Origin of the sequence: Enterobacter sp. R-25 (assembly GCF_049913205.1) — a bacterium.
Lineage (GTDB): Bacteria > Pseudomonadota > Gammaproteobacteria > Enterobacterales > Enterobacteriaceae > Enterobacter > Enterobacter ludwigii.
Window position 1 is genome coordinate 2181958 of the sequence record NZ_CP183982.1, and the last position, 21541, is coordinate 2203498.

Annotated in this window: 23 protein-coding genes; 12 read left to right on the top strand and 11 right to left on the bottom strand. The window is 56.0% G+C overall.

Annotated elements, in window-relative coordinates; genetic code table 11:
- Positions 1-88 precede the first annotated feature (88 nt).
- Positions 89-1024 (top strand): phenylacetic acid degradation operon negative regulatory protein PaaX, encoded by a 936-nt coding sequence (gene paaX / locus ACN9MQ_RS10495; protein ID WP_014169935.1) that lies wholly within the window; start codon positions 89-91, stop codon positions 1022-1024.
- A 9-nt stretch (positions 1025-1033) separates the two neighbouring features.
- Positions 1034-1630 carry a phenylacetic acid degradation protein PaaY gene (gene paaY, locus ACN9MQ_RS10500; RefSeq protein WP_020884237.1) on the top strand — a complete coding sequence of 199 codons (597 nt, stop codon included), beginning with the start codon at positions 1034-1036 and terminating at the stop codon, positions 1628-1630.
- A 93-nt stretch (positions 1631-1723) separates the two neighbouring features.
- Here paaY and ACN9MQ_RS10505 read toward each other — a convergent pair whose 3' ends face one another.
- On the bottom strand, positions 1724-2635 hold the full coding sequence (locus tag ACN9MQ_RS10505; RefSeq protein WP_426262730.1) for an omptin family outer membrane protease: 912 nt from the start codon (positions 2633-2635) through the stop codon (positions 1724-1726).
- Between the two features lie 220 nt (positions 2636-2855).
- Positions 2856-3761 (bottom strand): LysR family transcriptional regulator, encoded by a 906-nt coding sequence (locus tag ACN9MQ_RS10510; protein ID WP_068794593.1) that lies wholly within the window; start codon positions 3759-3761, stop codon positions 2856-2858.
- 149 nt (positions 3762-3910) lie between these two features.
- Here ACN9MQ_RS10510 and ACN9MQ_RS10515 point away from each other — a divergent pair, with 149 nt between their 5' ends.
- A complete protein-coding gene (locus ACN9MQ_RS10515) occupies positions 3911-4198 on the top strand; it encodes a DUF1330 domain-containing protein (RefSeq protein ID WP_014169939.1) in 288 nt (95 codons plus the stop codon).
- Here the strand turns inward: ACN9MQ_RS10515 and ACN9MQ_RS10520 are convergent.
- Positions 4195-5589, bottom strand: a complete 1395-nt coding sequence (locus ACN9MQ_RS10520; RefSeq protein WP_073396706.1) for an amidohydrolase family protein — start codon at positions 5587-5589, stop codon at positions 4195-4197. The two genes, ACN9MQ_RS10515 and ACN9MQ_RS10520, sit on opposite strands and share 4 nt — an antisense overlap.
- 128 nt (positions 5590-5717) lie before the next feature.
- On the opposite strand from ACN9MQ_RS10520, the gene ACN9MQ_RS10525 reads away from it, so the two are divergent.
- A complete protein-coding gene (locus ACN9MQ_RS10525; protein ID WP_073396708.1) occupies positions 5718-6698 on the top strand; it encodes a LysR family transcriptional regulator in 981 nt (326 codons plus the stop codon).
- On the opposite strand, the gene ACN9MQ_RS10530 is transcribed toward ACN9MQ_RS10525, so the two are convergent.
- From ACN9MQ_RS10530 to ACN9MQ_RS10545, 4 genes are all read right to left on the bottom strand, one after another.
- Positions 6621-9680, bottom strand: coding sequence for an efflux RND transporter permease subunit (locus ACN9MQ_RS10530; RefSeq protein WP_063156026.1), 3060 nt, complete (start codon positions 9678-9680; stop codon positions 6621-6623). The genes ACN9MQ_RS10525 and ACN9MQ_RS10530 overlap by 78 nt on opposite strands.
- On the bottom strand, positions 9677-10786 hold the full coding sequence (locus tag ACN9MQ_RS10535; protein ID WP_025204274.1) for an efflux RND transporter periplasmic adaptor subunit: 1110 nt from the start codon (positions 10784-10786) through the stop codon (positions 9677-9679). The genes ACN9MQ_RS10530 and ACN9MQ_RS10535 overlap by 4 nt, the downstream gene beginning before the upstream one ends.
- A 74-nt stretch (positions 10787-10860) precedes the next feature.
- Positions 10861-11475 (bottom strand): TetR/AcrR family transcriptional regulator, encoded by a 615-nt coding sequence (locus ACN9MQ_RS10540; RefSeq protein WP_014169944.1) that lies wholly within the window; start codon positions 11473-11475, stop codon positions 10861-10863.
- 273 nt (positions 11476-11748) lie between these two features.
- Positions 11749-12567 (bottom strand): SDR family NAD(P)-dependent oxidoreductase, encoded by an 819-nt coding sequence (locus ACN9MQ_RS10545; RefSeq protein WP_426021104.1) that lies wholly within the window; start codon positions 12565-12567, stop codon positions 11749-11751.
- 96 nt (positions 12568-12663) lie between these two features.
- Between ACN9MQ_RS10545 and ACN9MQ_RS10550 the strand changes: the two genes are divergently transcribed.
- Positions 12664-13032, top strand: a complete 369-nt coding sequence (locus ACN9MQ_RS10550; RefSeq protein ID WP_020884230.1) for a MerR family transcriptional regulator — start codon at positions 12664-12666, stop codon at positions 13030-13032.
- Between the two features lie 36 nt (positions 13033-13068).
- Here ACN9MQ_RS10550 and ACN9MQ_RS10555 read toward each other — a convergent pair whose 3' ends face one another.
- Positions 13069-14004 (bottom strand): LysR family transcriptional regulator, encoded by a 936-nt coding sequence (locus tag ACN9MQ_RS10555; protein ID WP_426021103.1) that lies wholly within the window; start codon positions 14002-14004, stop codon positions 13069-13071.
- A 99-nt stretch (positions 14005-14103) separates the two neighbouring features.
- On the opposite strand from ACN9MQ_RS10555, the gene ACN9MQ_RS10560 reads away from it, so the two are divergent.
- The 3 genes from ACN9MQ_RS10560 (at position 14104) to ACN9MQ_RS10570 (ending at position 16547) form a co-directional block, all read left to right on the top strand.
- On the top strand, positions 14104-15216 hold the full coding sequence (locus ACN9MQ_RS10560; RefSeq protein ID WP_073396712.1) for an alkene reductase: 1113 nt from the start codon (positions 14104-14106) through the stop codon (positions 15214-15216).
- Positions 15213-15935: an SDR family oxidoreductase gene (locus ACN9MQ_RS10565; RefSeq protein ID WP_175556440.1), complete on the top strand. Its 723-nt coding sequence runs from the start codon at positions 15213-15215 to the stop codon at positions 15933-15935. Before ACN9MQ_RS10560 ends, ACN9MQ_RS10565 begins: the two co-directional genes overlap by 4 nt.
- A 72-nt stretch (positions 15936-16007) precedes the next feature.
- Positions 16008-16547 carry an ester cyclase gene (locus tag ACN9MQ_RS10570; RefSeq protein WP_108648333.1) on the top strand — a complete coding sequence of 180 codons (540 nt, stop codon included), beginning with the start codon at positions 16008-16010 and terminating at the stop codon, positions 16545-16547.
- A 111-nt stretch (positions 16548-16658) separates the two neighbouring features.
- On the opposite strand, the gene ACN9MQ_RS10575 is transcribed toward ACN9MQ_RS10570, so the two are convergent.
- Positions 16659-17126: a DUF1348 family protein gene (locus ACN9MQ_RS10575; RefSeq protein WP_014169951.1), complete on the bottom strand. Its 468-nt coding sequence runs from the start codon at positions 17124-17126 to the stop codon at positions 16659-16661.
- Positions 17127-17229: 103 nt separating this feature from the next.
- Here ACN9MQ_RS10575 and ACN9MQ_RS10580 point away from each other — a divergent pair, with 103 nt between their 5' ends.
- On the top strand, positions 17230-17814 hold the full coding sequence (locus tag ACN9MQ_RS10580) for a TetR/AcrR family transcriptional regulator (RefSeq protein ID WP_073396715.1): 585 nt from the start codon (positions 17230-17232) through the stop codon (positions 17812-17814).
- An 86-nt stretch (positions 17815-17900) separates the two neighbouring features.
- Here the strand turns inward: ACN9MQ_RS10580 and ACN9MQ_RS10585 are convergent, their stop codons facing one another.
- Together ACN9MQ_RS10585 and ACN9MQ_RS10590 are read right to left on the bottom strand one after the other, a co-directional pair.
- Positions 17901-18671 (bottom strand): hypothetical protein, encoded by a 771-nt coding sequence (locus ACN9MQ_RS10585; RefSeq protein ID WP_014169953.1) that lies wholly within the window; start codon positions 18669-18671, stop codon positions 17901-17903.
- A 1-nt stretch (position 18672) separates the two neighbouring features.
- A complete protein-coding gene (locus ACN9MQ_RS10590; protein ID WP_008502331.1) occupies positions 18673-18870 on the bottom strand; it encodes a hypothetical protein in 198 nt (65 codons plus the stop codon).
- Between the two features lie 263 nt (positions 18871-19133).
- Here ACN9MQ_RS10590 and ACN9MQ_RS10595 point away from each other — a divergent pair, with 263 nt between their 5' ends.
- From ACN9MQ_RS10595 to ACN9MQ_RS10605, 3 genes are read left to right on the top strand one after another with little or no spacing between them, the layout of a single operon-like run.
- Entirely contained in the window at positions 19134-19568 is a 435-nt protein-coding gene (locus tag ACN9MQ_RS10595) for a nuclear transport factor 2 family protein (protein WP_014169955.1), read from the top strand.
- Positions 19565-20284 carry an SDR family NAD(P)-dependent oxidoreductase gene (locus ACN9MQ_RS10600; protein WP_426021102.1) on the top strand — a complete coding sequence of 240 codons (720 nt, stop codon included), beginning with the start codon at positions 19565-19567 and terminating at the stop codon, positions 20282-20284. The genes ACN9MQ_RS10595 and ACN9MQ_RS10600 overlap by 4 nt, the downstream gene beginning before the upstream one ends.
- Positions 20281-21540 (top strand): NAD(P)/FAD-dependent oxidoreductase, encoded by a 1260-nt coding sequence (locus ACN9MQ_RS10605; protein WP_049022881.1) that lies wholly within the window; start codon positions 20281-20283, stop codon positions 21538-21540. Before ACN9MQ_RS10600 ends, ACN9MQ_RS10605 begins: the two co-directional genes overlap by 4 nt.
- Position 21541 lies beyond the last annotated feature (1 nt).

Here is a 21541-nt window from a genome sequence, read left to right on the forward strand (position 1 = left end):
GAAGGGACGTTGTCCCCCTCTCACTTTGGGAGAGGGCCGGGGTGAGGGGAATATGCTATGATTCATCCAGACCAAAAATAACAACAGAATGAATCACATGAATAAACTCGATGCCTTTATCCAGCACGCGGTTAGCTCGGTTCCCGTTAGCGGAACGTCGCTTATCTCCTCATTATACGGTGACGCGCTTTCACATCGCGGTGGCGAGATTTGGCTTGGCAGCCTCGCCGCCTTACTGGAAGGCATGGGGTTTGGCGAGCGCTTTGTGCGCACTGCGCTGTTTCGTCTTAACAAAGAGGGCTGGCTGGATGTGTCGCGCATCGGACGACGCAGCTTTTACCGGCTGAGCGACAAAGGGCTGCGTTTGACCCGCCGCGCGGAGAGTAAAATCTACCGTGCAGAACTCCCGGCATGGGACGGCAAGTGGCTGTTGCTGCTCTCGGAAGGTCTGGATAAAACCACCCTTGCTGACGTCAAGAAGCAGCTGATCTGGCAGGGTTTTGGCACCCTGGCTCCCAGCCTGATGGCCTCCCCGTCGCAGCATCTGGCGGATGTGCAGTCGCTTTTACACGACGCAGGCGTGGCGGAAAACGTCATCTTCTTCGAGGCCCATTCGCCGCTGGCGCTGTCCCGCGCGGCGCTGCGTGCCCGGGTCGAGGAGTGCTGGCAGTTGACCGAACAGAACGCGATGTACGAGACGTTTATCCACTCGTTCCGTCCTCTTCTGCCGCTGCTGAAAGAGGCCGCGCCGGACGAATTAACGCCGGAACGCTGCTTCCAGATCCAGCTGTTGCTGATCCATTTTTACCGTCGCGTGGTGCTGAAAGACCCGCTGTTGCCGGAGGAGTTATTGCCTGCACACTGGGCCGGACAAAGTGCGCGACAGCTGTGCATTAATATTTATCAGCGTGTGGCACCAGGGGCGCTGGCGTTTGTCAGCGAGAAAGGTGAAACCTCCGTCGGCGAACTGCCTGTGCCCGGCACGCTCTACTATCAACGCTTTGGTGGTCTTACTATCGTATAAGGAGTGGAGATGCCCGTTTATCAAATTGACGGTCTGACGCCGGTGGTGCCTGATGAGAGCTACGTTCACCCGACGGCGGTGCTCATCGGCGACGTGATCCTGGGCAAAGGCGTGTATGTTGGCCCGAATGCCAGCCTGCGCGGCGATTTTGGCCGGATTGTGGTGAAAGACGGCGCGAACATTCAGGATAACTGCGTCATGCACGGTTTCCCGGAGCAGGACACGGTGGTGGAAGAGGACGGCCATATCGGCCACAGCGCGATTCTGCACGGCTGTATTATCCGCCGTAACGCCCTGGTAGGGATGAACGCGGTGGTCATGGACGGCGCGGTGATTGGCGAAAACAGCATTGTCGGCGCGGCGGCCTTTGTGAAAGCGAAAGCGGAGATGCCCGCCAACCATTTGATCATTGGCAGTCCGGCAAAAGCGATACGTGTGCTGAGCGAGCAGGAAATTGCCTGGAAGAAGCAGGGCACGCGTGAGTATCAGGTGCTGGTGGATCGCTGCAAGCTGACCCTGCATCAGGTCGAACCCCTGCGCGAAGTGGAGCCCGGTCGAAAACGTCTGGAGTTTGACGAGGATCTGCGACCAAAATCGGCGTCATGAAGGGGCGCACCTGCTGATGTCAAAGCAGCGCATCGAAAAAGGCCCCGTCAGGGGCCTGTGCATGTTTACGCTGGCCTGATGCGTTGCGCGAAATCAGAACCGGTATTGCAGACCGGCGGTAACGGTATAGTTTTTGTTGGAAATGCCCGCCGCATCACCGCCAATTGACCCGGATTCGCCCGTGTTAGTATCAATAATCTGCGTGCCGCCTTTGCCCTCTTTGTAACGGCTATACGCGAACTCGGCAAAGACTTTGGCGTGTGGCGTGACGTAATATCCTGCATCCACTGACGCACCATAATAGCGAGAGTCTGAGGTTTTCTCGCGGAAGGTCAGGTCGCGCATATAGTGCTCGTCGTTATCATGAGCGCGCACCCAGTCACTGAATTTAAACAGGCCATTAAATTCGAAATTATTAATACGATACTGCCCCACAAGCCCAATATAAGGCATTGAGAAGCGCTGGCTATAACCAATGCCGCGTTTGCCCGCCGGGAAATTCCCCGTGTTGGTACCGTTATCATAATTATAAGAGCCACCGGTGGCCGTCCAGCTAAAACGGGTTTCCTGATAACCGGCAGTCACGCCCGCTTTATAGCTTTCGCCCTGCAATATCCAGCCTTTTACATTGAGATCGTATTCATTGGCATAATTGACGTTAGTTGCCGGATGCGTCGAATGATCTGTCCAGCTGGATTGTCTTTCGTTCATCCAGTCATAGTCATCCATATGACCCGAGCCGGATGCCAGCGAGGTCCAGCCGCGTGCGTTCAGGGTCAGGAAAGGGTACGCATCCCAGGAAATGTCGCCTTTCAGGATGGCGACGTTTTTAATTTTCCAGTCCAGCTGGCTGATTTTTCTGCCTGTGACGTCGTCATACACCATTTCATGGGATTTCCCACTGAGCATCCCGCCCGAGGCTGAAACGGTGACGCTGTCAGGTGAGAAATTCGGCGTAAATTGCGTTTCCCCTGCGTATACTGCGCCTGAAAAGGCGGCCATCATTGTCAGTAAAAGCGTATTTCTTGTCATTTTTATGTCCCTAATTAAAATTTAATAAATACCTTGCAATTAAATTTTAAAAGCCACGCAAATAACAATCAACTGCCAGTTTTAGTCATTATTCGCATTTGCGCTGTATATTCCTTTCACAAGAAACGCCCCTGGGCGAGATAATATTGCCGTCCGGCCTCCGACAATTAGCGTGAATATCTTTAGCAGGATATTAATCAAAGTACGGTTTTAAAATGACTTCCGTCCAGTGCATAAAAGCTCTGACACGCTGCGATAAATTGCGCCGATGGGCGACCACAAAAGCGGCATTAAGCGGTTCAGGAGGCAAATGGGGAAGCACTTCAACCAGCGCGCCGCGCTGGATATGGGGCGCCAGCGCGGAATACCCGCCCTGAATTAAGCCCAGACCCGCCAGCCCGGCCTCATGATAGGCCGGTACGCTGTTGACCCGCGCGGCGCCGGGTAACATGACGGACCGGTAGCCATCACCGTCCGGGTACTGCCAGCCATCAGGTCGGGCACCAAAATTTCGCATGTAATGCACCATTCGGTGTCCCTGACGAAGCAGGTCGTCAATCGTCTCGGGCACTCCGACGCGCTCCAGATAGCGTGGGCTGGCGGCGTTAATCATCCGTAACTGACCCAGCGGTCGGGCAATGAGGGTCTCATCAACAATGGGCCCAAAACGAATCACGCAGTCAAAGCCTTCCTGAACCAGATCGACTCGCCGGTCTGTGCTTGAAAGTTCTATTTCAAGTTCAGGATGCGCGTCCAGCAGTTGTGGCAGGGCGGGAATCACTACGCTTTGGGCTAACACTGCTGGCATATCGACGCGTAAACGTCCCCGCAGTGACATGCCGCCAGGCGCAAACATGGACTGCAGATCTTCAGCATCTGCTAACAAATCCCGGGCGCGGGAATAAAAAGCCCGACCGTCTTCGGTCAGCTGTACCGCGCGGGTAGTCCGGTGCAACAGCGTCGTCCCGAGGTCATGCTCAAGCTCACGTACGACCGTTGAAACGCGGCCTTTCTTAATGCCCAGGCTCTCCGCCGCCTGAGTAAAGCTCTGCATTTCTGCGACGCGCGCAAAAATAGTCAGTGCATGCAGGTTTTTCATTGTTCACCTTCCGGGTAACAGTGCGTTATTTTTTGGGTGATTTATTCCCTTATTGATGACTAATAGAGTGTCTTCGTACCGCGTAACGCTGTCAAACAGGTTGATGCGTTTTACACCACCGGCAACAGTCCTCAGGAAGGATAAAGAAGATGAATAAAGGTTATTTAATCGCCCACGTGACCGTCACAGATCCTGCTGCCTATGCAGAATATGCGAACGCTGCCGGGGAAGCGCTGCAGGGGTTCAACCCCCGGGTCATCGTCTGGTCAGGGGAATATGAAAATCTCGAAGGGGAGGCGCATGAACGCCATGTCGTTTTAGAGTTTGATTCGTATGCTGAGGCCAAACGTTTTTATAACAGTCCCGGGTACGTTGCCGCCAGAAAGCTGCGCGCGGGGGCGGCAACCGGGACATTTGTTGTGGTTGAAGGGGCTTAATCCTGCGCCAGCGGCAGGAAGGCGTCAGCAAATATGTCCGGCTCATACCCGGCTGAGGTAAAGAGATGATGACGTGATTCATCAATGGCCTCGCGAAGGCGGGTGATGTCTACCCCCAGCACGTTGCCGTCTTGCTTCACGATTCGTCCGGCAATCATGACGGTATGGATGTTGCTGCGCTCTGCCGCATGGACCACCGTGCCAAATGCATTGCCGGACGGATAGAGGTTGAGATCGCCGGCGTTAATAAGCACCAGGTCGGCCTGTTTACCCGGCGTCAGGCTGCCGATGCTCTCCTGTAACCCTGCACAGGCCGCACCATCGACGGTGGCTGCTTTCAGGAGCTGTTGGGTATGAAGCGTATTTACGGTGTGCGCTGAACCACAGCAGCGCTGCTGATGCATGCCCATGACGCGCTGGAGGTAAAAAGCCACGCGCATTTCCATAAACATGTCGCCGCTGTACGACGTTTCATTGTCAACGCTGAGGCCGGGGCTGATGCCGTGGCGCAGCGCGGACTGAAGGGCAAACATGCCGTCTTCAATCCCATAGTGCGCATCGGAACGGGGGCAGACGTTCACGCGTACACCCGCGTCCCGCAGGATTTTCCATCCGTCGTCCGGCAGTGCGGTGCAGTGATTAAAAATATTGTCCGGTCCCAGAAGCCCCTGCTGATGCAGCGCCTCAAGCTGCGACGCCATTTCACCCCCAAAGAATTCGGTCACGATTGGCAACCCCAGCCTGCGGGCCTCCAGCCATCTCTCCGGCTCCAGCTGGGCCATGACCGCCAGCGAAACAAGACTTTCAGGGTTATTCTGGAAATACTTTTCTTGCAGGCGCTGCCAGTTACCGGGCCAGTGCGCGCGGTCCCATTCTCCGGACACCGGTGCACCGGAAGCGTGTACGGCGCGGATCCCTGCATCCAGCAGGGCCTCAACGGCCGCGTCCGAATGCGCAGCGGTGCGGCTGTTATGGGAATTATCAATCACCGTAGTGATACCGGCATCAATACACCCCAGGGCGGTGAGCAGGTTGCCGATATAAATATCGGCAGGGCGATAATACCTGGCGAATGAGAAGTGCGTGGCGTTGCAGTAATCTTCAAGCGTTTTGGCGTCGGGGTTAATGCGGCGCAGTTGTCCCTCCCAGGCATGGCGATGGGTATCTACCAGGCCCGGCATGGCAATCATATGTGTGGCATCTATTATGCTGGCGCCTTCTGCTGCCAGATTTTCACCAATGGCGACGATCTTTGCGCCTTCGATAAGGATATCGCCGCGCTCAAGATTACCCACCCTGTCATCCATGCTGAGCAAGGTTGCGCCCTTAATCAACGTGGCGGGTGGGGTTATGCTCTGATTGTTAATCATATTTCTCAGGTAATCGCTCATCTTCTTGTCCTTTATCTCTTCATGGGTGAGAAATTACGCCACCCGATTACGGCGAAAAAGATGCTTAACGTGTTTTCATTATTCATAATCTACGAAGAATAATGTGAGCGACGGTCGGGGGAGAAAAAATGGATCGTATTCAGGCAATGCAGATCTTCATGCGGGTAGCGCAGGCCGGAAGCTTTGTCCGCGCAGCCGAAACGCTTTCTCTGCCTTCGTCAACGGTCACCAGCAGCATAAAAAATCTGGAGAATTACCTCCAGGTGCGCCTGCTTAACAGAACGACAAGGCGGGTGAGCCTCACCGCTGAAGGTGTGCAGTATCTGGCGCAATGCCAGGAAATACTGGCGTTAATCGAGCATGCCGAAACAAGCCTGACGGCGTCAGTCCGGCGCCCGCAGGGACGCTTGCGGGTGGATATGCCGGGCGGGATCGCAGATTTCATCGTGATGCCTCACCTGAAAGATTTTTACCGGCTTTATCCGGATATCTACCTGATGCTGGGCGTCAACGATCGGCAGGTTGATCTGGTGCAGGAGGGAGTTGACTGTGTGATCCGAACGGGGGATCTGAATAACTCGACTCTTGTTGCCCGTCCTCTGGGCCGGTTTCGCTGGGTGACCTGTGCCTCACCGGACTATCTCAGGAAGTTCGGTACTCCCCGCTCGCCAGACGACTTGTCACAGCATCGGGCGATACACTATTTTTCCGATCAGACCCGACGGGCGGATGCGTTACGCTTTGTCCGCGGGACAGAGACCGTCTCCATCCCTGTCCGCGGCGAAGCGGCCGTAAATGCCACCGGGCTTTATATCAACATGTGCCTTGAAGGTTTCGGGCTGGCGCAGCTGGCTGAGAGTATTGTCTCAGCGCATCTGCGGGAGGGAAGGCTGGTTGAGGTTCTGGCTGACTGGCAACCGCCTTCGGTGCCCGTTACGTTGCTTTATCCCCATCAGCGTTTTCTCTCTCCCGCAGTGCGTGCCTTTGCAGACTGGATTGCCGGGCTTATCCCGAACGCCAGCCCGGCACCGTCAGGCGGCGGGCTTGATCCGAAACCAGATCGCATACATCGCAGGCAGGAAGACGAGGGTAATAATGGTTCCCCCTAGCGTTCCGCCAATCAGCGTGTAGGCCAGCGTTCCCCAGAACACGGAGTGCGTCAGGGGAATGAACGCCAGCACGGCGGCCATGGCCGTCAGTAAGACCGGCCTCGCGCGCTGTACGGTCGCCTCAACCACGGCGTGGAACGGATCGAGACCGTCCTTCTGGTTGTGATCGATTTGACCAATGAGTATCAGCGTGTTTCGCATCAGGATCCCCGACAGCGCGATCAGGCCGACGAGGGCATTGATGCCAAACGGCTGATTGAAAAGCAGCAGCGTAGGAACCACACCAATAAGCCCCAGCGGTGCGGTCAGGAATACCATGACCATGGCCGAGAGTGAACGCACCTGCAGAATGATTATCAGCAGCGTCAGGGCAATCATGATGGGGAACAGCGGGGCCATGGCCTGGGTGGCTTTGCCGGATTCCTCAATCGATCCCGCCATTTCGATGCGATAGCCAGGTGGAAGTGAATCAACAATGGGTTGCAGCTGTTTCATGATGGCGGTTGACACATCCGGGGGCTGAAGGTTTTCGGCAATGTCTCCCCGCACGGTAATCGTGGGCGTACGATCGCGACGGCGCAACAGCGGATCCTCCATTCGGATCTCAATCTCCCCGATTTGTGACAGCGGAACGCGTTGCCCGGCGTTACCCACCAGGGTAAAGCCCTCTATCTTCGCTGGATCGAGGCGGATATCACCCGCGGCGCGGCCCGTAACCTGTACCGAGCGAATATCTTCCCGCACGGAGGTGATGGGAACGCCCGACAGCAGGAACTGAAGCTGCTGGGCAACGGCGTTCGACGTTAAACCGGTCGCCTGCAGGCGGTTCTGATCGAGGGTGAAATGCAGGGTCGGTACGCGTGAACCCCAGTCGGTATTGACGGTTCTCATCATCGGACTGGCCTGCAGCACACCTTTGACGTTATCTGCAATGTCACGCAGTTTATTGACATCCGGTCCCATTACTCGCCAGGCGACCGGGAAGGGAGAATAAGGCCCGAACACCAGCTGCGTGACCCGCACGCGTGCCTCCGGAGCCAGCCCGCGGGCTACCGCTTCGCGAAGGCGGAACTTAAGCGCCTCGCGTGACTTCTCGCTGTCCGTCATGACGACAACCTTCGCGAAAGAGGGATCGGGCAACTCAGGGGCCATCGCCAGATAAAAGCGCGGCGAACCCTGGCCAATGTAGGCGGTGACGATGCTGGCTTCAGGCTGTTTGCGCAGCCACGCTTCGATTTTCGCGGTGGCGGCGCTGGTTTGCTCAATCGATGTGCCATACGGCATCTGCACTTCCACCAGCACCTCGGGGCGGTCGGACGTCGGGAAAAACTGTTTCTTAACCAGCCCCATCCCCAGTACTGCGAGGGTGAAGATGGCCACGACGGACGCGGCGACGATCCATTTTCGGGCGATCACGCGGCTCAGGGTATGACGAAAACGGTTATAGCGCGGGGTGTCATAGATGGCGGCATGACCACCTTCGACTTTTGCGATGTCCGGCAGGATTTTGACGCCCAGATAAGGGGTGAACACCACCGCCACAAACCACGAAGCTATCAGGGCGAGGCCGACTACCCAGAACATATTGCTGGTGTACTCCCCGGCGGTTGACTGCGCAAAACCATTCGGCATAAACCCGATGGCTGTCACCAGGGTTCCGGCCAGCATTGGCGCGGCGGTATGGCTCCAGGCGTAGGCGGAGGCTTTGATTCTGTCGTAGCCTTCCTCCATTTTTACCACCATCATTTCGATGGCGATAATGGCATCATCAACCAGTAAGCCGAGGGCTAAAATAAGGGAGCCCAGGGTAACGCGGTCGAAGTTTATACCGGAGGCTTCCATCACGACAAAAACGACCGCCAGCGTCAGCGGCACTGCCGCCGCGACAACGATGCCCACGCGCCACCCCATACTGACAAAACACACCACCATCACCACCAGCAGGGCGACGAAGAACTTGATCATGAACTCATCGACCGACGAGCGGATATTCACCGACTGATCGGTGACTTTCGTCAGGGTCATCCCCAGAGGCATATTGGCATTGATGTTTGCCGTTTCAGCATCCAGCGCTTTACCCAGCGCCAGGCCGTTCCAGCCTTCACGCATGACAATACCGAGCAGGAGGGTGGGTTCTTGCTGGTTACGGATCTGCAGGGTCGGTGGGTCCTCATAGCCCCGTTCAACCGTTGCCACGTCGGACAGCCGGAGCGTTTTGCCCTGCGCGATCAGGGGCGTATCGCGGATCTTCTGCAATTTATCGAAAGCGCCGTCGAGGCGGATAAAGATTTGCGCCCCGCGCGTTTCAATCGAGCCCGCCGCGGTTAATGCGTTCTGGCTGTTGAGCGTGGTGAAAATATCCTGCGGCGAGAGTCCCAGTGTTGCCAGACGGTCATGCGAGAAGGAGATGTAAATCCGCTCGGCCTGTTCCCCGATGATGTTCACTTTCTTTACGCCCGGAACGTGCAAAAGCTGCTGGCGCAGGGCTTCGGCGTCACGCACTAACAGACGCTGTGGTTCGCCTTTCGCTTTCAGTGCAAAAAGGGCAAAGGTGACATCGGAAAACTCGTCATTGATCATCGGCCCCATGACGCCTGCCGGAAGGTTTTTGGTTTCATCCCCCAGTTTCTTTCGCGCCTGGTAAAATTCCTCCTGAACCTGAGAAGGCGGGGTTTTGTCCTGCAATGACAACGTGATAAACGCCATACCGGGGCGGGTATACGTTTCCGTGCGGTCATACCATTTGAGTTCCTGCAGACGTTTTTCCAGCGGCTCGGCGACCTGATCCTGGATTTCCTGCGCGGTTGCGCCGGGCCAGACGGTGATAACCGTCATTTGCTTAACCGTGAAGGGGGGATCTTCCGCGCGGCCAAGGCCAAAAAACGAGAAAATACCGGCAAGGGTAACCAGAATAATCAAGAACAGCGTGACCGAGCGCTCGCGTACCGCAAGCGCTGACAGGTTGAAACGACCTCCACTCATGGTGTCATCCCCGCCTGAGTGGCATCGCGCTGTTCCGCCAGCCGGACCGCTTCGCCTTCGTGCAGAAGATGGACGCCTAACGCAACAATCTTCTCTCCGGGCTGCACGCCGCCGGTCACTCTGGCGATATCATCCCCTACGCTAAGCACCCTGACAGGCTGCCAGACGACTTTTGTCGGCTGAGCGGAAATACGCCAGACGCCAGGCCCTTTCCCCGCATCGTAGAGAGACGCCAGAGGAACCTGCATTACCCGGCTGTCGCCTTTGCCGTGTTCGATGCTCAGCGTCACGGTCGCCCCCAGCGGCGCGTTCGCCAGCGCGCCATCCAGCACGTATCGGGCCTCAAAGGTACGGGTGGTCGCATCGGCTGAATCAGACAGCAGGCGCAGCTTCGCGCTAACGGGCTGCTTTTCGTTACCGTAGAGCGTTGCCAGGGCTGTACTTCCCACGGCAGGGCGCAGGGTTTCCGGCAACTGGACCAGCGCCTCGCGCTGCCCCGCGCGGGCCAGACGGATCACCGCCTGCCCGGCGCTGACCACCTGTCCAGGCTCGGCAAGTGTCTCCATCACCACGCCGTCTGAATCGGCAAGTAGCACGGCATAACCGGTGGCGTTTTGCGCCACGCCTGCCTGTGCCCGGGCAGCGCTGAGCTCCGCTCTGGCGCTGTCGGCTGCGGCTTTAATCTGGTCGTATTCCGACGCCGACACTGCACCGGATGCCACAAGGCCGCGATAACGCGCCTCATCGCTGGACGCTTTACGTGCGCGCGCCTGGGCAGCATCCACCGCTCGCTGCTGGGCCTGCGCCTGTAATTTCAGATCAACAGGATCCAGACGCATTAAAGGCTGGCCCTGCTTAACGGTTTGACCCGTATCGACAAGACGTTCGAGAATTTTGCCCTGCACCCTGAAGCCTAAATCACTTTGCGTTCTTGCCACCACCACGCCGGTAAAGGCGCGTGACGTCTCGTTCGCAGGGATCACGGACGCAGACCTGACAAGCGGTGGCTGCGTGCGCGGATCGTCACTGGCGTGGTTATCGCCGCATGCCACCAGGGCAAACGGCAGGAGGCATACGGCAAGGCGGGCTGAATGAAGCCTGAGCATGGGAACCCTTATTACATTAACAGGACGGTATCCGCATTCTCATTCTAGTGACCAATAAAGTCAATGGTCACTAATCAGGGGGCGAGGCTTCGCAAAATCAGAGAGGAGAGGACAACCGCCGCGGTCGGGGCGGCTTCGAGGTTGTACTGCAGCTGAACAGGGTTAATGAAAGGGCACATCACCATATAGATCGCCAGTGTAGCTTCGTCCAGAGGGGTTTTTCTCTCGAACTCACCGGCTTTTCTGCCCTCGACAACAATGCTCTCAATCAATTTCAGCAGACGTTCGGAATACCTTTCGGTTGAAGGCCACTTGTCCCGCGCGGCAACGGCGGCGATGTCGTAGAGTTTACGCTCATGGAAAAACAGTTCACTTCCCGCCTCGGTGAGCGCCCTGAACAGACGACGCAGCTTTTCGCTTGCGGATGGCGCATCAGCGATGGCTGCATTGACCGCCGCCATGATCATATCAAGACGGTTCGCGCAGATGACCTCGCCGATTGCCTGCTTGGAATCAAAAAACTTATAGATATAGGCTTTTGAAAAACCGATGGCTTTGGCAAGTTCAGCGACGGTGGTTTTTTCATAGCCGTAATGGCCGAAGTGCTCATACGCAGCTTCGACGATTTGCTCTCGGACCGTGTGATCGAGTGGACCACGTGTGGATGGGGTGTTCATGTCTTTAGTCATTATTTCAGCTTAGCGTGACAGGCTCCGATTGACAACGTGTGACCATTTGGTAATTGGGTCACATGGTTGAGTGGGCAGATGGCACATGCACAGTCGTCTGTGGAACCCGAGGGATAATACTCGTTAGCCCTGAGCCGTTAAGACTGCATCATCAACCAGGTCGGCTAAGTGTATCACTGTTTTTCGCGGGATATTGTCAGTCTTTGCGAGAGGTTGCGCGCGTTTCAGTGCAATTGCTCGGCACTGAAACGTCACGCTTTGGCCCGAACGGGATTATGCGTCTGAGCGCGTCCCCTGACCGGCGGGCTTAGGTCGTAATACTTTTTCAGCAATGATCGCCAGACGTCGGCGGGTGACAAACCGGTGTAACTGGCCCAGCAGCCAGTTGCCGCAGCCGGGGATCAGCGTATTGCGTTGCGTATCCACGGCCCGTAACGCCTGCGCGACCACGTTCTGCGCTGGCATTCTTTTGCCCACTGACGCTTCCTCGGCGTTCACCACCTCAAAAAAGGCGGTATCCGTTGCGCCGGGGCAAAGCGCCAGCACGCGGATGCCGTGAGCGCGGTATTCTCCCCACAGCGCGTTCGAAAAGGAGAGTAAAAATGCCTTTGTTGCCCCATAAATTGCCATATACGGATCCGGTTGCATGGCCGCGGTCGAGGCCACGTTAATCATCACGCCTGAACCTTTACGCAGCATGGCGGGCAGCAGGGCGTGTGCGAGCGCCACGGGGGCAACGCAGTTGACGTTGATCTCTTCACGCTGGCGCGCCAGAGATAGCTTTTCAAATCGCCCGTAGGTGGCAAACCCCGCGCTATTAATCAAAATATCGGGATAAAACCGTAACGCTTCCAGCCGTTCCACAATGTGGGTAATGGCCTCAGGCAGCGTTAAGTCCTGCACGATAACGGTGAGTGATACGCCGTGCGTTTTGTGTAGCTCAGCCGCAAGCGCCTGCAGCGTTGCCTCGGAGCGGGCAACCAGGATCAACCCCACGCCACGGGCCGCGAGCTGGCGGGCGAACTCCCGTCCTATGCCCGAGGATGCACCGGTAACCAGTGCTGTTTTTCCTGTATAATCAAAAGAATTCATAACATAAATCCCGTTTTCCCTGTCTGTGCGGCACAGGATAAACCGTGTACTCAGGTACACGGTCAAGCGTGATTTTTACAAAGTGAGAACGACGCGATGAGGATCGGCGAGCTGTGTGCCAGAACTGGGTTATCGAAAGAGACGGTGCGTTATTATGAAAGGGCGGGCTTGCTGGAAAAAATTCCGCAGCCAAACGGCAGTAATAACTACAAAGTCTACTCGGCTGTGGATTTACAACGGCTGAAGCTGATCGGGCATGCCAAAATGCTGGGGTTTACCCTGGCTGAAATCGCCGATGTTCTGGCGGTCTGGGTTGATGACCGCTTTACCGCGGAGGAAAAACAGGCCGCTTTGCGGCGCAAACTGGCGCAACTGGCGGAGAAAGAAGCGGCGCTGAATGAACTTCGGACCCGTTTGACCGATGCCCTTCATAAAGTCGGTCAGCCGTGTGTTGATGTATTTTAACCGGCCGACGCGGGCCGTTTAACGCAACCGGCGGCTTCACGACGTCATCAGCTCACCGCGTTCAGTCTTTTTAAGCCAGTCGATAAAAAACTGGCTAAATGCGGTGACCTGAAGCGGCTGGAGTTTCCGTTGCGGGTAGACAAACTGTAGCCCGACATCTTTGCGATCAAACCGGCTAAAGCCGGTGAAGCTCCCGGCAAGCAACACTTTCAGCCTTCCTTTCTCGACATCGTCCTTCACGTCCCACCACGATTTGCCCACAATGCCAGCCCCGTCGAGGGCCCACTGACGAAGCAGCGCTCCGTCATCACAGACCATGGCAGGCTCTACGCGAACGACGCGCTCTTTCCCCTCAACCTCAAACCGCCATTCATTCATCACCACTCCTTGCGACTCCAGCGCCAGACAGCGGTGGTCCGTCAGCGCGTCACAGGAGGCAGGGATACCCTGGTCGCTAAGATACGCTGCTGACGCGACCAGCACCCGGTGATTGGGACGGATATTTCTGACCACCAGGCTGCTGTCCGGCAGGTTGCCGAAGCGAATGCTCATATCCAGCCGGTTAGCGACCAGATCCTCTACGTGTTCTCTTAAGTAAACGAAAAATTTGATTTCCGGATGCAGGCGGGAAAATGCCATGACGGCGGGGCTGAGATACTGCCTGCCAAAGTCAGAGGGGGCGGAAAGACGAATGTTGCCGCTGAGCACGCCCTCTTTTTGTGCCAGTAACGACTCGGCATGATGCATCTCTTCCAGCACGCGCAGTGCCGCATGGTAAAACTCTTCGCCCGCCCGGGTGAGGGAGATAGCCCGCGTGGAACGGTGAAACAGGCGCGTCTGGTAGCGTTCTTCAATCGCTTTGAGGCGGGCGGTCATGGTGGCCGGGGAAAGTGACAGGCGGCGGCCAGCGGCGGAAAGCCCGCCAGCCTCGGCCACTTCAACCAGCAGCGCCATATCTTCGAGTTTACCCATTATTCATATTTTCCGAAAAGTGCATCTGATTTTAGTGTAATTATCAAAATAAGATGCTGCCTGTAAAGTGATTTCATCGTAACCACAAGGGACGTCCAGATGAACCAGACCTCACTTTTTGAACGCTACAGGTTAGGGGATCTCAACCTGAAAAATCGCATCGTCATGGCACCAATGACCCGTGCCCGCGCTCTTCAGCCGGGAAATATTCCCTCGACGCTGATGGCTGAATATTACCGACAGCGGGCCAGCGCGGGCTTAATCATCACCGAAGCCACGCAGATTTCGCCTCAGGGCCAGGGCTATTCATGGACTCCGGGGATCCATACGCCAGAGCAGGTTGCGGGGTGGCAACTCACTACCGGCGCGGTCCATCAGGCGGGAGGGGTAATTTTTTCCCAGCTCTGGCACGTGGGGCGGATGTCTCATGCCCGTTTTCACGAAGACGGACTGCCCGTCGCGCCCTCCGCGCTGGCACCCGATGCGAAAGTATGGGTGGTGAATGAACATGGCGAAGGTCAAATGGTTGACTGCCCGACGCCACGCGTGCTGTCGCGAAAAGAGATCGCGCGCGTCGTCGAACAGTACCGACAGGCGGCGCTCAATGCCGTTCAGGCCGGGTTTGATGGCGTGGAGGTGCACGGCGGAAACGGCTATCTGATTGATCAGTTCCTGAGATCCACGTCAAACATCCGTACGGATGAGTATGGCGGCAGTCTCGTGAACCGGATCCGCTTCGCACAGGAGGTGCTCGATGCCATTGCGCAGGCCATTGGCGCTGAGCGCACCGGTATCCGGCTTTCGCCGTTTATTACACAACGGGGAATGAACGATCCGCAGGTCATCGAAGCCATTCTCGCCCTCGGGGCCTGGTGCCAGCAACGAGGCATTGCGTTTATTCACCTGGCGGAAGCCGACTGGGATGATGCGCCACAGGTTCCGGAAAGTTTCCGCAAAAAACTGCGCGAAACATTCCGTGGCACCCTGATCGTGGCAGGAAATTATACCCCCGAAAAGGCGGAAAAAATCCTCGCAGCAGGGTATGCCGATTTGATTGCGTTTGGACGCCCGTTTATTGCCAACCCCGATTTACCACAGCGGCTGGCGCACCACTGGCCGCTGAATGACGTCAGCGATCCCGCCACGCTCTTTGGTGGTACAGCGGTGGGGTATACCGATTATCCCACCTACAACCTGAGTGAGGAAAAATGATGACCCGTAAAACGTTAATTATTGGCGGCGCGTCCGGTATTGGTTTTGCTGTAGCCCGTGCCCTGGCAGCACGCGGCGACGCCATTATTCTCGCGGGACGCAATAAAGAGAAACTGAACGCTGCCCGCGCGCGGCTCAGTCCATCTCCCGCCTCTGTTGAGACCCTCGTCCTCGATATTAGCAATGAAGCAGAGGTGATCGCGTTAAGCGAAACGCTGGGTGAGGTCGACAATATTATTGTCACGGCCGGCTCTCAGGCACCGGGAGGGCCGCTTTCCACCCTCGACCCTGGCGCGGCGAGACTGGCTTTTGATACCAAATTTTGGGGCAGCATGCATGTCGCCAGGTATCTGAGCGGGAATATTTCGCCCCGCGGTACGCTGACGCTGACCAGCGGATTTGTTGCACGCCGCGTGGTAGCCGGTGCCATAGTCAAAACCACCATGAACGCCGCCATCGAGGCGGCAACAAAAGTGCTGGCAAAAGAGCTTTCACCGCGTCGCGTAAACGTCATCAGCCCGGGTCTGACCGATACCGAAGCCCACGCCGGGATGGATGCGGCTGCGCGGGAAAAAATGCTGACTGTTGCAGCACAGACGTTGCCCGCTAAAGCGTGGGGACGAGCGGAAGACGTTGCTCAGGGCTATCTCTTTGCCATCGATAATGCCTTTGTTACGGGCTCGGTGATTGATATTGAGGGCGGGGCATTACTTAACTGACCCCGTGTTGATCCGAATTGATTCCGGCAGTGAACATGCTGGCGGAAACTTAATCACAGGTTGTAAGCGTTTATGCAATATTCAACATATGCACGTCCAGCTGTGCTGGCGTTAATTCTGGCTGGCGTATCCGGCGTGGCTTATTCGGCCCAGAGCGACTGGGTGAAACTGAATCTTCTTATTGTGGATAACACGCTGTCGCAAACGCAATTAACGGCGAGCGAACATGCGGCCGTTACGTATGCCACGTTCTGGGATACCGGCAAAGAGTCTCTGGCGCGGGAAGCGCTGGCGGTTAATTTTGTGGATAAAACCCCACCGGAAGGCCGAAAACAGGGGCCAGAGGGCGCCATTATGGCCTCGAGGGCATTTCGCACCGCGGTGCCGGATTTACGCTGCGAGGTGGAACAAATGATCGTTACGGGTAATCGTGTCGTGTCCCATTTGCATTTCCACGGTCATTTCAGCGGGACATTTGGCAAAATAAAAGGGCAGGGTCAGAACGTGGATTTTATCGCGACGGATATCTATGAGATCGGCAACGGTAAAATAGTGTCCAACTGGCATATTGAAGATAACCTGACGCTGATGAAACAGTTGGGTGTGATTTAAATAATAGTCTGCCTCTTTTTCATGGTGTAAAAGATAAGCCCGCCCGGGTAACCGAAAGGTTACCCGGAGCGTATAACCCCTCGTAATGGCGAAGCATGATCCTGACGAAACCTACAGCCCCAGGTCGCTCAGTGAAGGGTGGTCATCAGGACGTCTGCCCAGCGGCCAGTGAAACAGGCGCTCAGACGCTTTTATCGGCATATCGTTGATGCAGGCGAAGCGGCGCTTCATCAGACCATCCGGCTCGAATTCCCAGTTTTCATTACCGTAAGACCGATACCAGTTGCCCGAATCATCATGCCATTCATAGGCATAGCGCACGGCGATACGGTTTTCCGTAAATGCCCACAGCTCTTTGATCAGACGATAATCCAGCTCTTTTTTCCATTTGCGCTCCAGGAATGCCTGTGCTTCCTGACGGTTAGTGGCAAACTCCGCGCGATTTCGCCACTGGGTATCGAGCGAATAGGCAAGTGCGATTTTGGCCGGGTCGCGACTGTTCCAGCCATCTTCTGCCAGTCTGACTTTTTCGATGGCACTTTCACGCGTAAAAGGCGGTAAAGGGGGGCGTGTGTTCATTTCGGCTACCTCTGGTTGGTATTAGGTAGACAGGTCTGTCTACTGGTGTTAATCTAGGCCTGAAAAATAACGCTGTCAACCTGTCAATTGAGGCCGTCGATCTGTGAACAGAGTCAACTTGAATAACGATAAAACAATCAGTGTGAGGGAAAAAATCTTGCTGACCGCGCACGATCTGTTTTATTCCAGCGGATTTAAAGCAACGGGCGTGGATACCATTATCAAGCAGGCTAAAGTCACTAAAGTGACGTTTTATCGCCATTTTCCGGGAAAAAGTTTACTGATTGTTGCCTATCTCCACTATCGACACGAAATATGGATTGACTGGTTTGAAAGCACGCTGCGTCGACATCTTGCTGCGGGTAAAACCCTGGCCAGTGCATTATCTGACACGCTGTATGAATGGTTTATTTCGCCGTTATTCCATGGGTGCGCCTTTATTAATGCCAGCGCAGAAGCAAAATCTGAAGAAAATGAACGCGAAATAAAAGATATTTGCCGCAATCATAAAACCGAAACAAAGGCAAAAATAGCGTCCCTGACCGGCATAACCGATGAGAAAACCGTTAATGAAATTATGATGCTGTTCGACGGTGCGATTATTCATGCGCAAATGGGGATCGCAGCGGATGAGGTCATAAGCTCATTGAAAAAGGGAGTAGAACGGCTAACAGAAAACGCCGCCTGACCCGGGGCACGATCGGCCGCCGACGAAATACGCTTAGCATGGAGGGGCTGGCGCTGAGCCTGGCAGTGAATGCCAGGCTCCTGCCTTTAGTCATCATCTTCTGCCCGTTCCGCCAGCGCCAGCGAGCTGGCACTGGCCGGATCAAACAGGGAAATACTCTCGATCTGATTTAGCATGATCACCTTTCTGAAGTCCATCGCGCTTCCGGGTTCTGAATCCAGAGTAATGTCGTGGCGGGCATACCATTTGCTGTAATTATTTTCGATGCAGATCCGCATTGTCTTCTCATCGCGATAGCCGCTTAGCATGGGGATCAGCACGATATTGGCGGTTTTTTCATACTCGAGCGTTGCGGTGTGGATCATGCCGACATAAATCCGTCTCGAACGCAGCGTCACCTGCGCCAGCTCCCCTTGCTCCATACACTGATACAGCAGTTGTTCGATACCGCTCGACTGCGCGAGACGTTTGTAGAGCTTCTTCCTGCCTTCTCCGTCCAGCCTGGCGCTGCCTGCCCAGTTAGAACGATAAAGACAAAACAGGATGGCGAAGGCCAGCATGACGACAACCGGTGCCTGAATACCTAAAAAGCTCCAGTTCATAAAATCTATTTGCCAGTCGGCATAGGTTTGCGCGGTGAAGTGGAAGGTGTTGTCGGCGGCAGAAAGTGCATAGAGCAACAGCCAGAGCAGCCCCGTGGCGATCACCCCTTGCAGAACGAAGATACAGCCATACAGGGCAACGAGAAAATAGACATCCCAGCCGAAAGATCGCTTGATTTTAAAACGGGTCGACAGGTCACGGCTGGTGTACCAGTACCCACAGACCATCAGCACCATAAAGATAGCCGTTCCCATATCAGGCCCTCTTCAGCGCGTTAACATGACGCAGGAAATCCTGTCGCACCTCGTTGCTCTTGTAGTTCACCGAGGCGTTCCCGTCCTGGTCGATGATGATGCGATCGCCATCCTCCACGGCTTCGATAATTTCCTGCTGGCTCATCACCTGGAGCAATGATTCCGGACTGGAGAAAAGTGACAGAAAGAAACGTTTCATCGCGGGGTTTCCTCATCCTTATGATTAAAAAGGATAAGTCTGGAAGAAGAAGGGGAAATTCGCCTTAAGGTAAAACTGAAAAGCAAAACGGGAAACAGGTGTGTCAGAAAAGGTGCTGAAAAAAGTATCGACGAGCAAGGTGTAACTATTTGAAAAACAATATAAATAAAAAATAGTTTTACACAAACTTGGACAAATAACGTTAATTGTGTAAGTTTTAATTATGCGATTACGCCACGTTGTTTACCGCCAGGATGTGACCCATGAGCACTTTGCCCTCTGTCGTGAGTCGGTTTGTTGAGTACTACACCGCACTGGATAGCCAGCCGCCCTCAGCGCTGGTCGGGCTTTATCATTCGGATGCCACGCTTATCGATCCGTTCGGCGAGCATGACGGGATTTTCGCGCTCCAGCGCTATTTCACCCATCTGCTGGCCAATGTTGAAAATTGCCGTTTTACCATTGATCCTCCGCTGTTTGGTGACCGCCGTTTCGTTGTCACGTGGATTATGCACTGGTCACATCCGCGCATTGCCGGAGGCGAGCCGCTCGACCTGCCGGGATGTTCGGTGGTGGAGACCGAGCATGGGTTGATTACTCGCCAGCGTGACTATTACGACGCCGGAGAGATGATCTACGAACACCTTCCGCTCCTCGGTTGGGCAGTGCGCGGCGTGAAGCGGAGGGTGAACGCATGAGCACGGTTCTGATTACCGGAGCAAGCTCGGGCATCGGCGCCGGGCTGGCGAAATCCTTCGCCGCTGACGGCCACACGGTTATCGCCTGCGGGCGCGATCCGGCGCGTCTGGACGCCCTGCATCAGCACAGCCCCACTATCACGGTTCGCCTGTTCGATATGACAGACAGGGACGCCTGTCGCCAGGCGCTGACGGGCTGCTATGCCGACCTGGTTATTCTCTGCGCCGGTACCTGCGAATACCTTGAGCAGGGCGTGGTGGATGCAGCGCTGGTAGAGCGGGTGATGACCACCAATTTCCTCGGGCCGGTGAACTGTCTGGCCGCGTTACAGCCGCAGCTGGTTTCAGGCAACCGCGTGGTGCTGGTCAGCTCCATGGCGCACTGGCTGACGTTCCCGCGCGCAGAGGCTTACGGCGCGTCCAAAGCGGCGTTGAGCTGGTTTGCCGACAGTCTGCGGCTCGACTGGGAGCCGAAAGGGATCGCCGTGACGGTGGTATTCCCGGGCTTCGTTGATACGCCGCTGACCCGAAAAAATGACTTTGACATGCCGGGCAGGGTGAGCGTTGAGGAGGCCGTGCAGGCCATTCGGACCGGGCTGGCCAAAGGGAAAATGCAAATTGCGTTTCCGGTGGGGTTTGGCCTTATCTTGCGGTTGCTCTCAGGGCTTCCCGCATTTCTTCAGCGCACACTGCTGCGCAGGATGGTGCGTTCATGAAGATTGCCATTATCGGCAGCGGCATCGCCGGGTTGACCTGTGCCTGGCGTCTTGCCGGTCATCACGAGGTGACGCTCTTCGAAGCGGGGGCCACTCCCGGCGGTCATACCGCGACGGTTGACGTGCCGACGCCACAGGGCACTTTCGCCATCGATACCGGTTTTATCGTCTACAACGACCGTACCTACCCACGATTTATGGGCCTGCTGAGCGAGCTGGGTATCAGCGGGCAAAAGACGCAGATGAGCTTTTCGGTGCATAACCCGCAAACCGGGCTGGAGTACAACGGACACACCCTGACCTCGTTATTTGCTCAGCGTCGAAACCTGGTGAACCCATCGTTCTGGCGGCTGCTCGGGGAGATTGTCCGCTTTAATCGCCTGGCGAAACAGGCGCTGGAGAGCGAGCCAGACCCACACGCGACGCTGCAGACGTTTCTGGACAGGCACCGCTTTACGCCGTTTTTCGCGCGTCACTACATTCTGCCGATGGGGGCGGCCATCTGGTCATCGTCGTTGCAGGAGATGAAACGTTTCCCGTTGCCGCTCTTTTTGCGTTTCTTTGACAATCACGGCCTGCTGGATGTGACGCATCGTCCGCAGTGGTACGTCGTGCCCGGAGGTTCGCGGGAATACATCCGCGCCATGCTGGATAAACTCGGTGATCGCCTGACGCTGCACCTCAACGCCCCGGTGCAGCGCGTGATTCGTCAGCAGAATGGGGTAACGATCCAGCTCGACAACGCGAGCCACAGCGTTGATCAGGTGATTTTTGCCTGTCACTCCGGGCAGGCGCTGGCGATGCTTGACGCGCCGAGCGCGGCTGAGCAGGACGTGCTGGGCGATATCGGCTGGCAGCGTAATGAGGTGGTACTTCACAGCGATCCGCGCTGGCTACCGGTACGTCAGCGTGCCTGGGCGAGCTGGAACTACCGTCTGAGCCAGCAGGATCAGGCCAGCGCCTGCGTCACCTACAACATGAATATTTTGCAGGGGTTGCCTGCGGGTAGCCCGTTGTTCTGCGTCACCCTTAATCCGGACATCCCCGTGGATGAACGCTTCGTTCTGAAACGCTTTGTCTATGAACACCCGCTGTTTAACCCCAAAAGCTGGCGTGCACAGGCGCGTCGCGGTGAGATTAACGGCCACCAGCGTAGCTGGTTCTGCGGCGCTTACTGGTACAACGGCTTTCATGAAGATGGCGTGCGCAGTGCGCTGGACGTGGTGAATGCAATAGCCGCCGGGGAGGGGAACTGAA

Coding starts and splice junctions, on each gene's coding strand:
- paaX (WP_014169935.1), top strand. CDS start 89: ATGAATCACATGAATAAACTCGATGCCTTTATCCAGCACGCGGTTAGC.
- paaY (WP_020884237.1), top strand. CDS start 1,034: ATGCCCGTTTATCAAATTGACGGTCTGACGCCGGTGGTGCCTGATGAG.
- ACN9MQ_RS10505 (WP_426262730.1), bottom strand. CDS start 2,635: ATGATGGCCGCCTTTTCAGGCGCAGTATACGCAGGGGAAACGCAATTT.
- ACN9MQ_RS10510 (WP_068794593.1), bottom strand. CDS start 3,761: ATGAAAAACCTGCATGCACTGACTATTTTTGCGCGCGTCGCAGAAATG.
- ACN9MQ_RS10515 (WP_014169939.1), top strand. CDS start 3,911: ATGAATAAAGGTTATTTAATCGCCCACGTGACCGTCACAGATCCTGCT.
- ACN9MQ_RS10520 (WP_073396706.1), bottom strand. CDS start 5,589: ATGAGCGATTACCTGAGAAATATGATTAACAATCAGAGCATAACCCCA.
- ACN9MQ_RS10525 (WP_073396708.1), top strand. CDS start 5,718: ATGGATCGTATTCAGGCAATGCAGATCTTCATGCGGGTAGCGCAGGCC.
- ACN9MQ_RS10530 (WP_063156026.1), bottom strand. CDS start 9,680: ATGAGTGGAGGTCGTTTCAACCTGTCAGCGCTTGCGGTACGCGAGCGC.
- ACN9MQ_RS10535 (WP_025204274.1), bottom strand. CDS start 10,786: ATGCTCAGGCTTCATTCAGCCCGCCTTGCCGTATGCCTCCTGCCGTTT.
- ACN9MQ_RS10540 (WP_014169944.1), bottom strand. CDS start 11,475: ATGACTAAAGACATGAACACCCCATCCACACGTGGTCCACTCGATCAC.
- ACN9MQ_RS10545 (WP_426021104.1), bottom strand. CDS start 12,567: ATGAATTCTTTTGATTATACAGGAAAAACAGCACTGGTTACCGGTGCA.
- ACN9MQ_RS10550 (WP_020884230.1), top strand. CDS start 12,664: ATGAGGATCGGCGAGCTGTGTGCCAGAACTGGGTTATCGAAAGAGACG.
- ACN9MQ_RS10555 (WP_426021103.1), bottom strand. CDS start 14,004: ATGGGTAAACTCGAAGATATGGCGCTGCTGGTTGAAGTGGCCGAGGCT.
- ACN9MQ_RS10560 (WP_073396712.1), top strand. CDS start 14,104: ATGAACCAGACCTCACTTTTTGAACGCTACAGGTTAGGGGATCTCAAC.
- ACN9MQ_RS10565 (WP_175556440.1), top strand. CDS start 15,213: ATGATGACCCGTAAAACGTTAATTATTGGCGGCGCGTCCGGTATTGGT.
- ACN9MQ_RS10570 (WP_108648333.1), top strand. CDS start 16,008: ATGCAATATTCAACATATGCACGTCCAGCTGTGCTGGCGTTAATTCTG.
- ACN9MQ_RS10575 (WP_014169951.1), bottom strand. CDS start 17,126: ATGAACACACGCCCCCCTTTACCGCCTTTTACGCGTGAAAGTGCCATC.
- ACN9MQ_RS10585 (WP_014169953.1), bottom strand. CDS start 18,671: ATGGGAACGGCTATCTTTATGGTGCTGATGGTCTGTGGGTACTGGTAC.
- ACN9MQ_RS10590 (WP_008502331.1), bottom strand. CDS start 18,870: ATGAAACGTTTCTTTCTGTCACTTTTCTCCAGTCCGGAATCATTGCTC.
- ACN9MQ_RS10595 (WP_014169955.1), top strand. CDS start 19,134: ATGAGCACTTTGCCCTCTGTCGTGAGTCGGTTTGTTGAGTACTACACC.
- ACN9MQ_RS10600 (WP_426021102.1), top strand. CDS start 19,565: ATGAGCACGGTTCTGATTACCGGAGCAAGCTCGGGCATCGGCGCCGGG.
- ACN9MQ_RS10605 (WP_049022881.1), top strand. CDS start 20,281: ATGAAGATTGCCATTATCGGCAGCGGCATCGCCGGGTTGACCTGTGCC.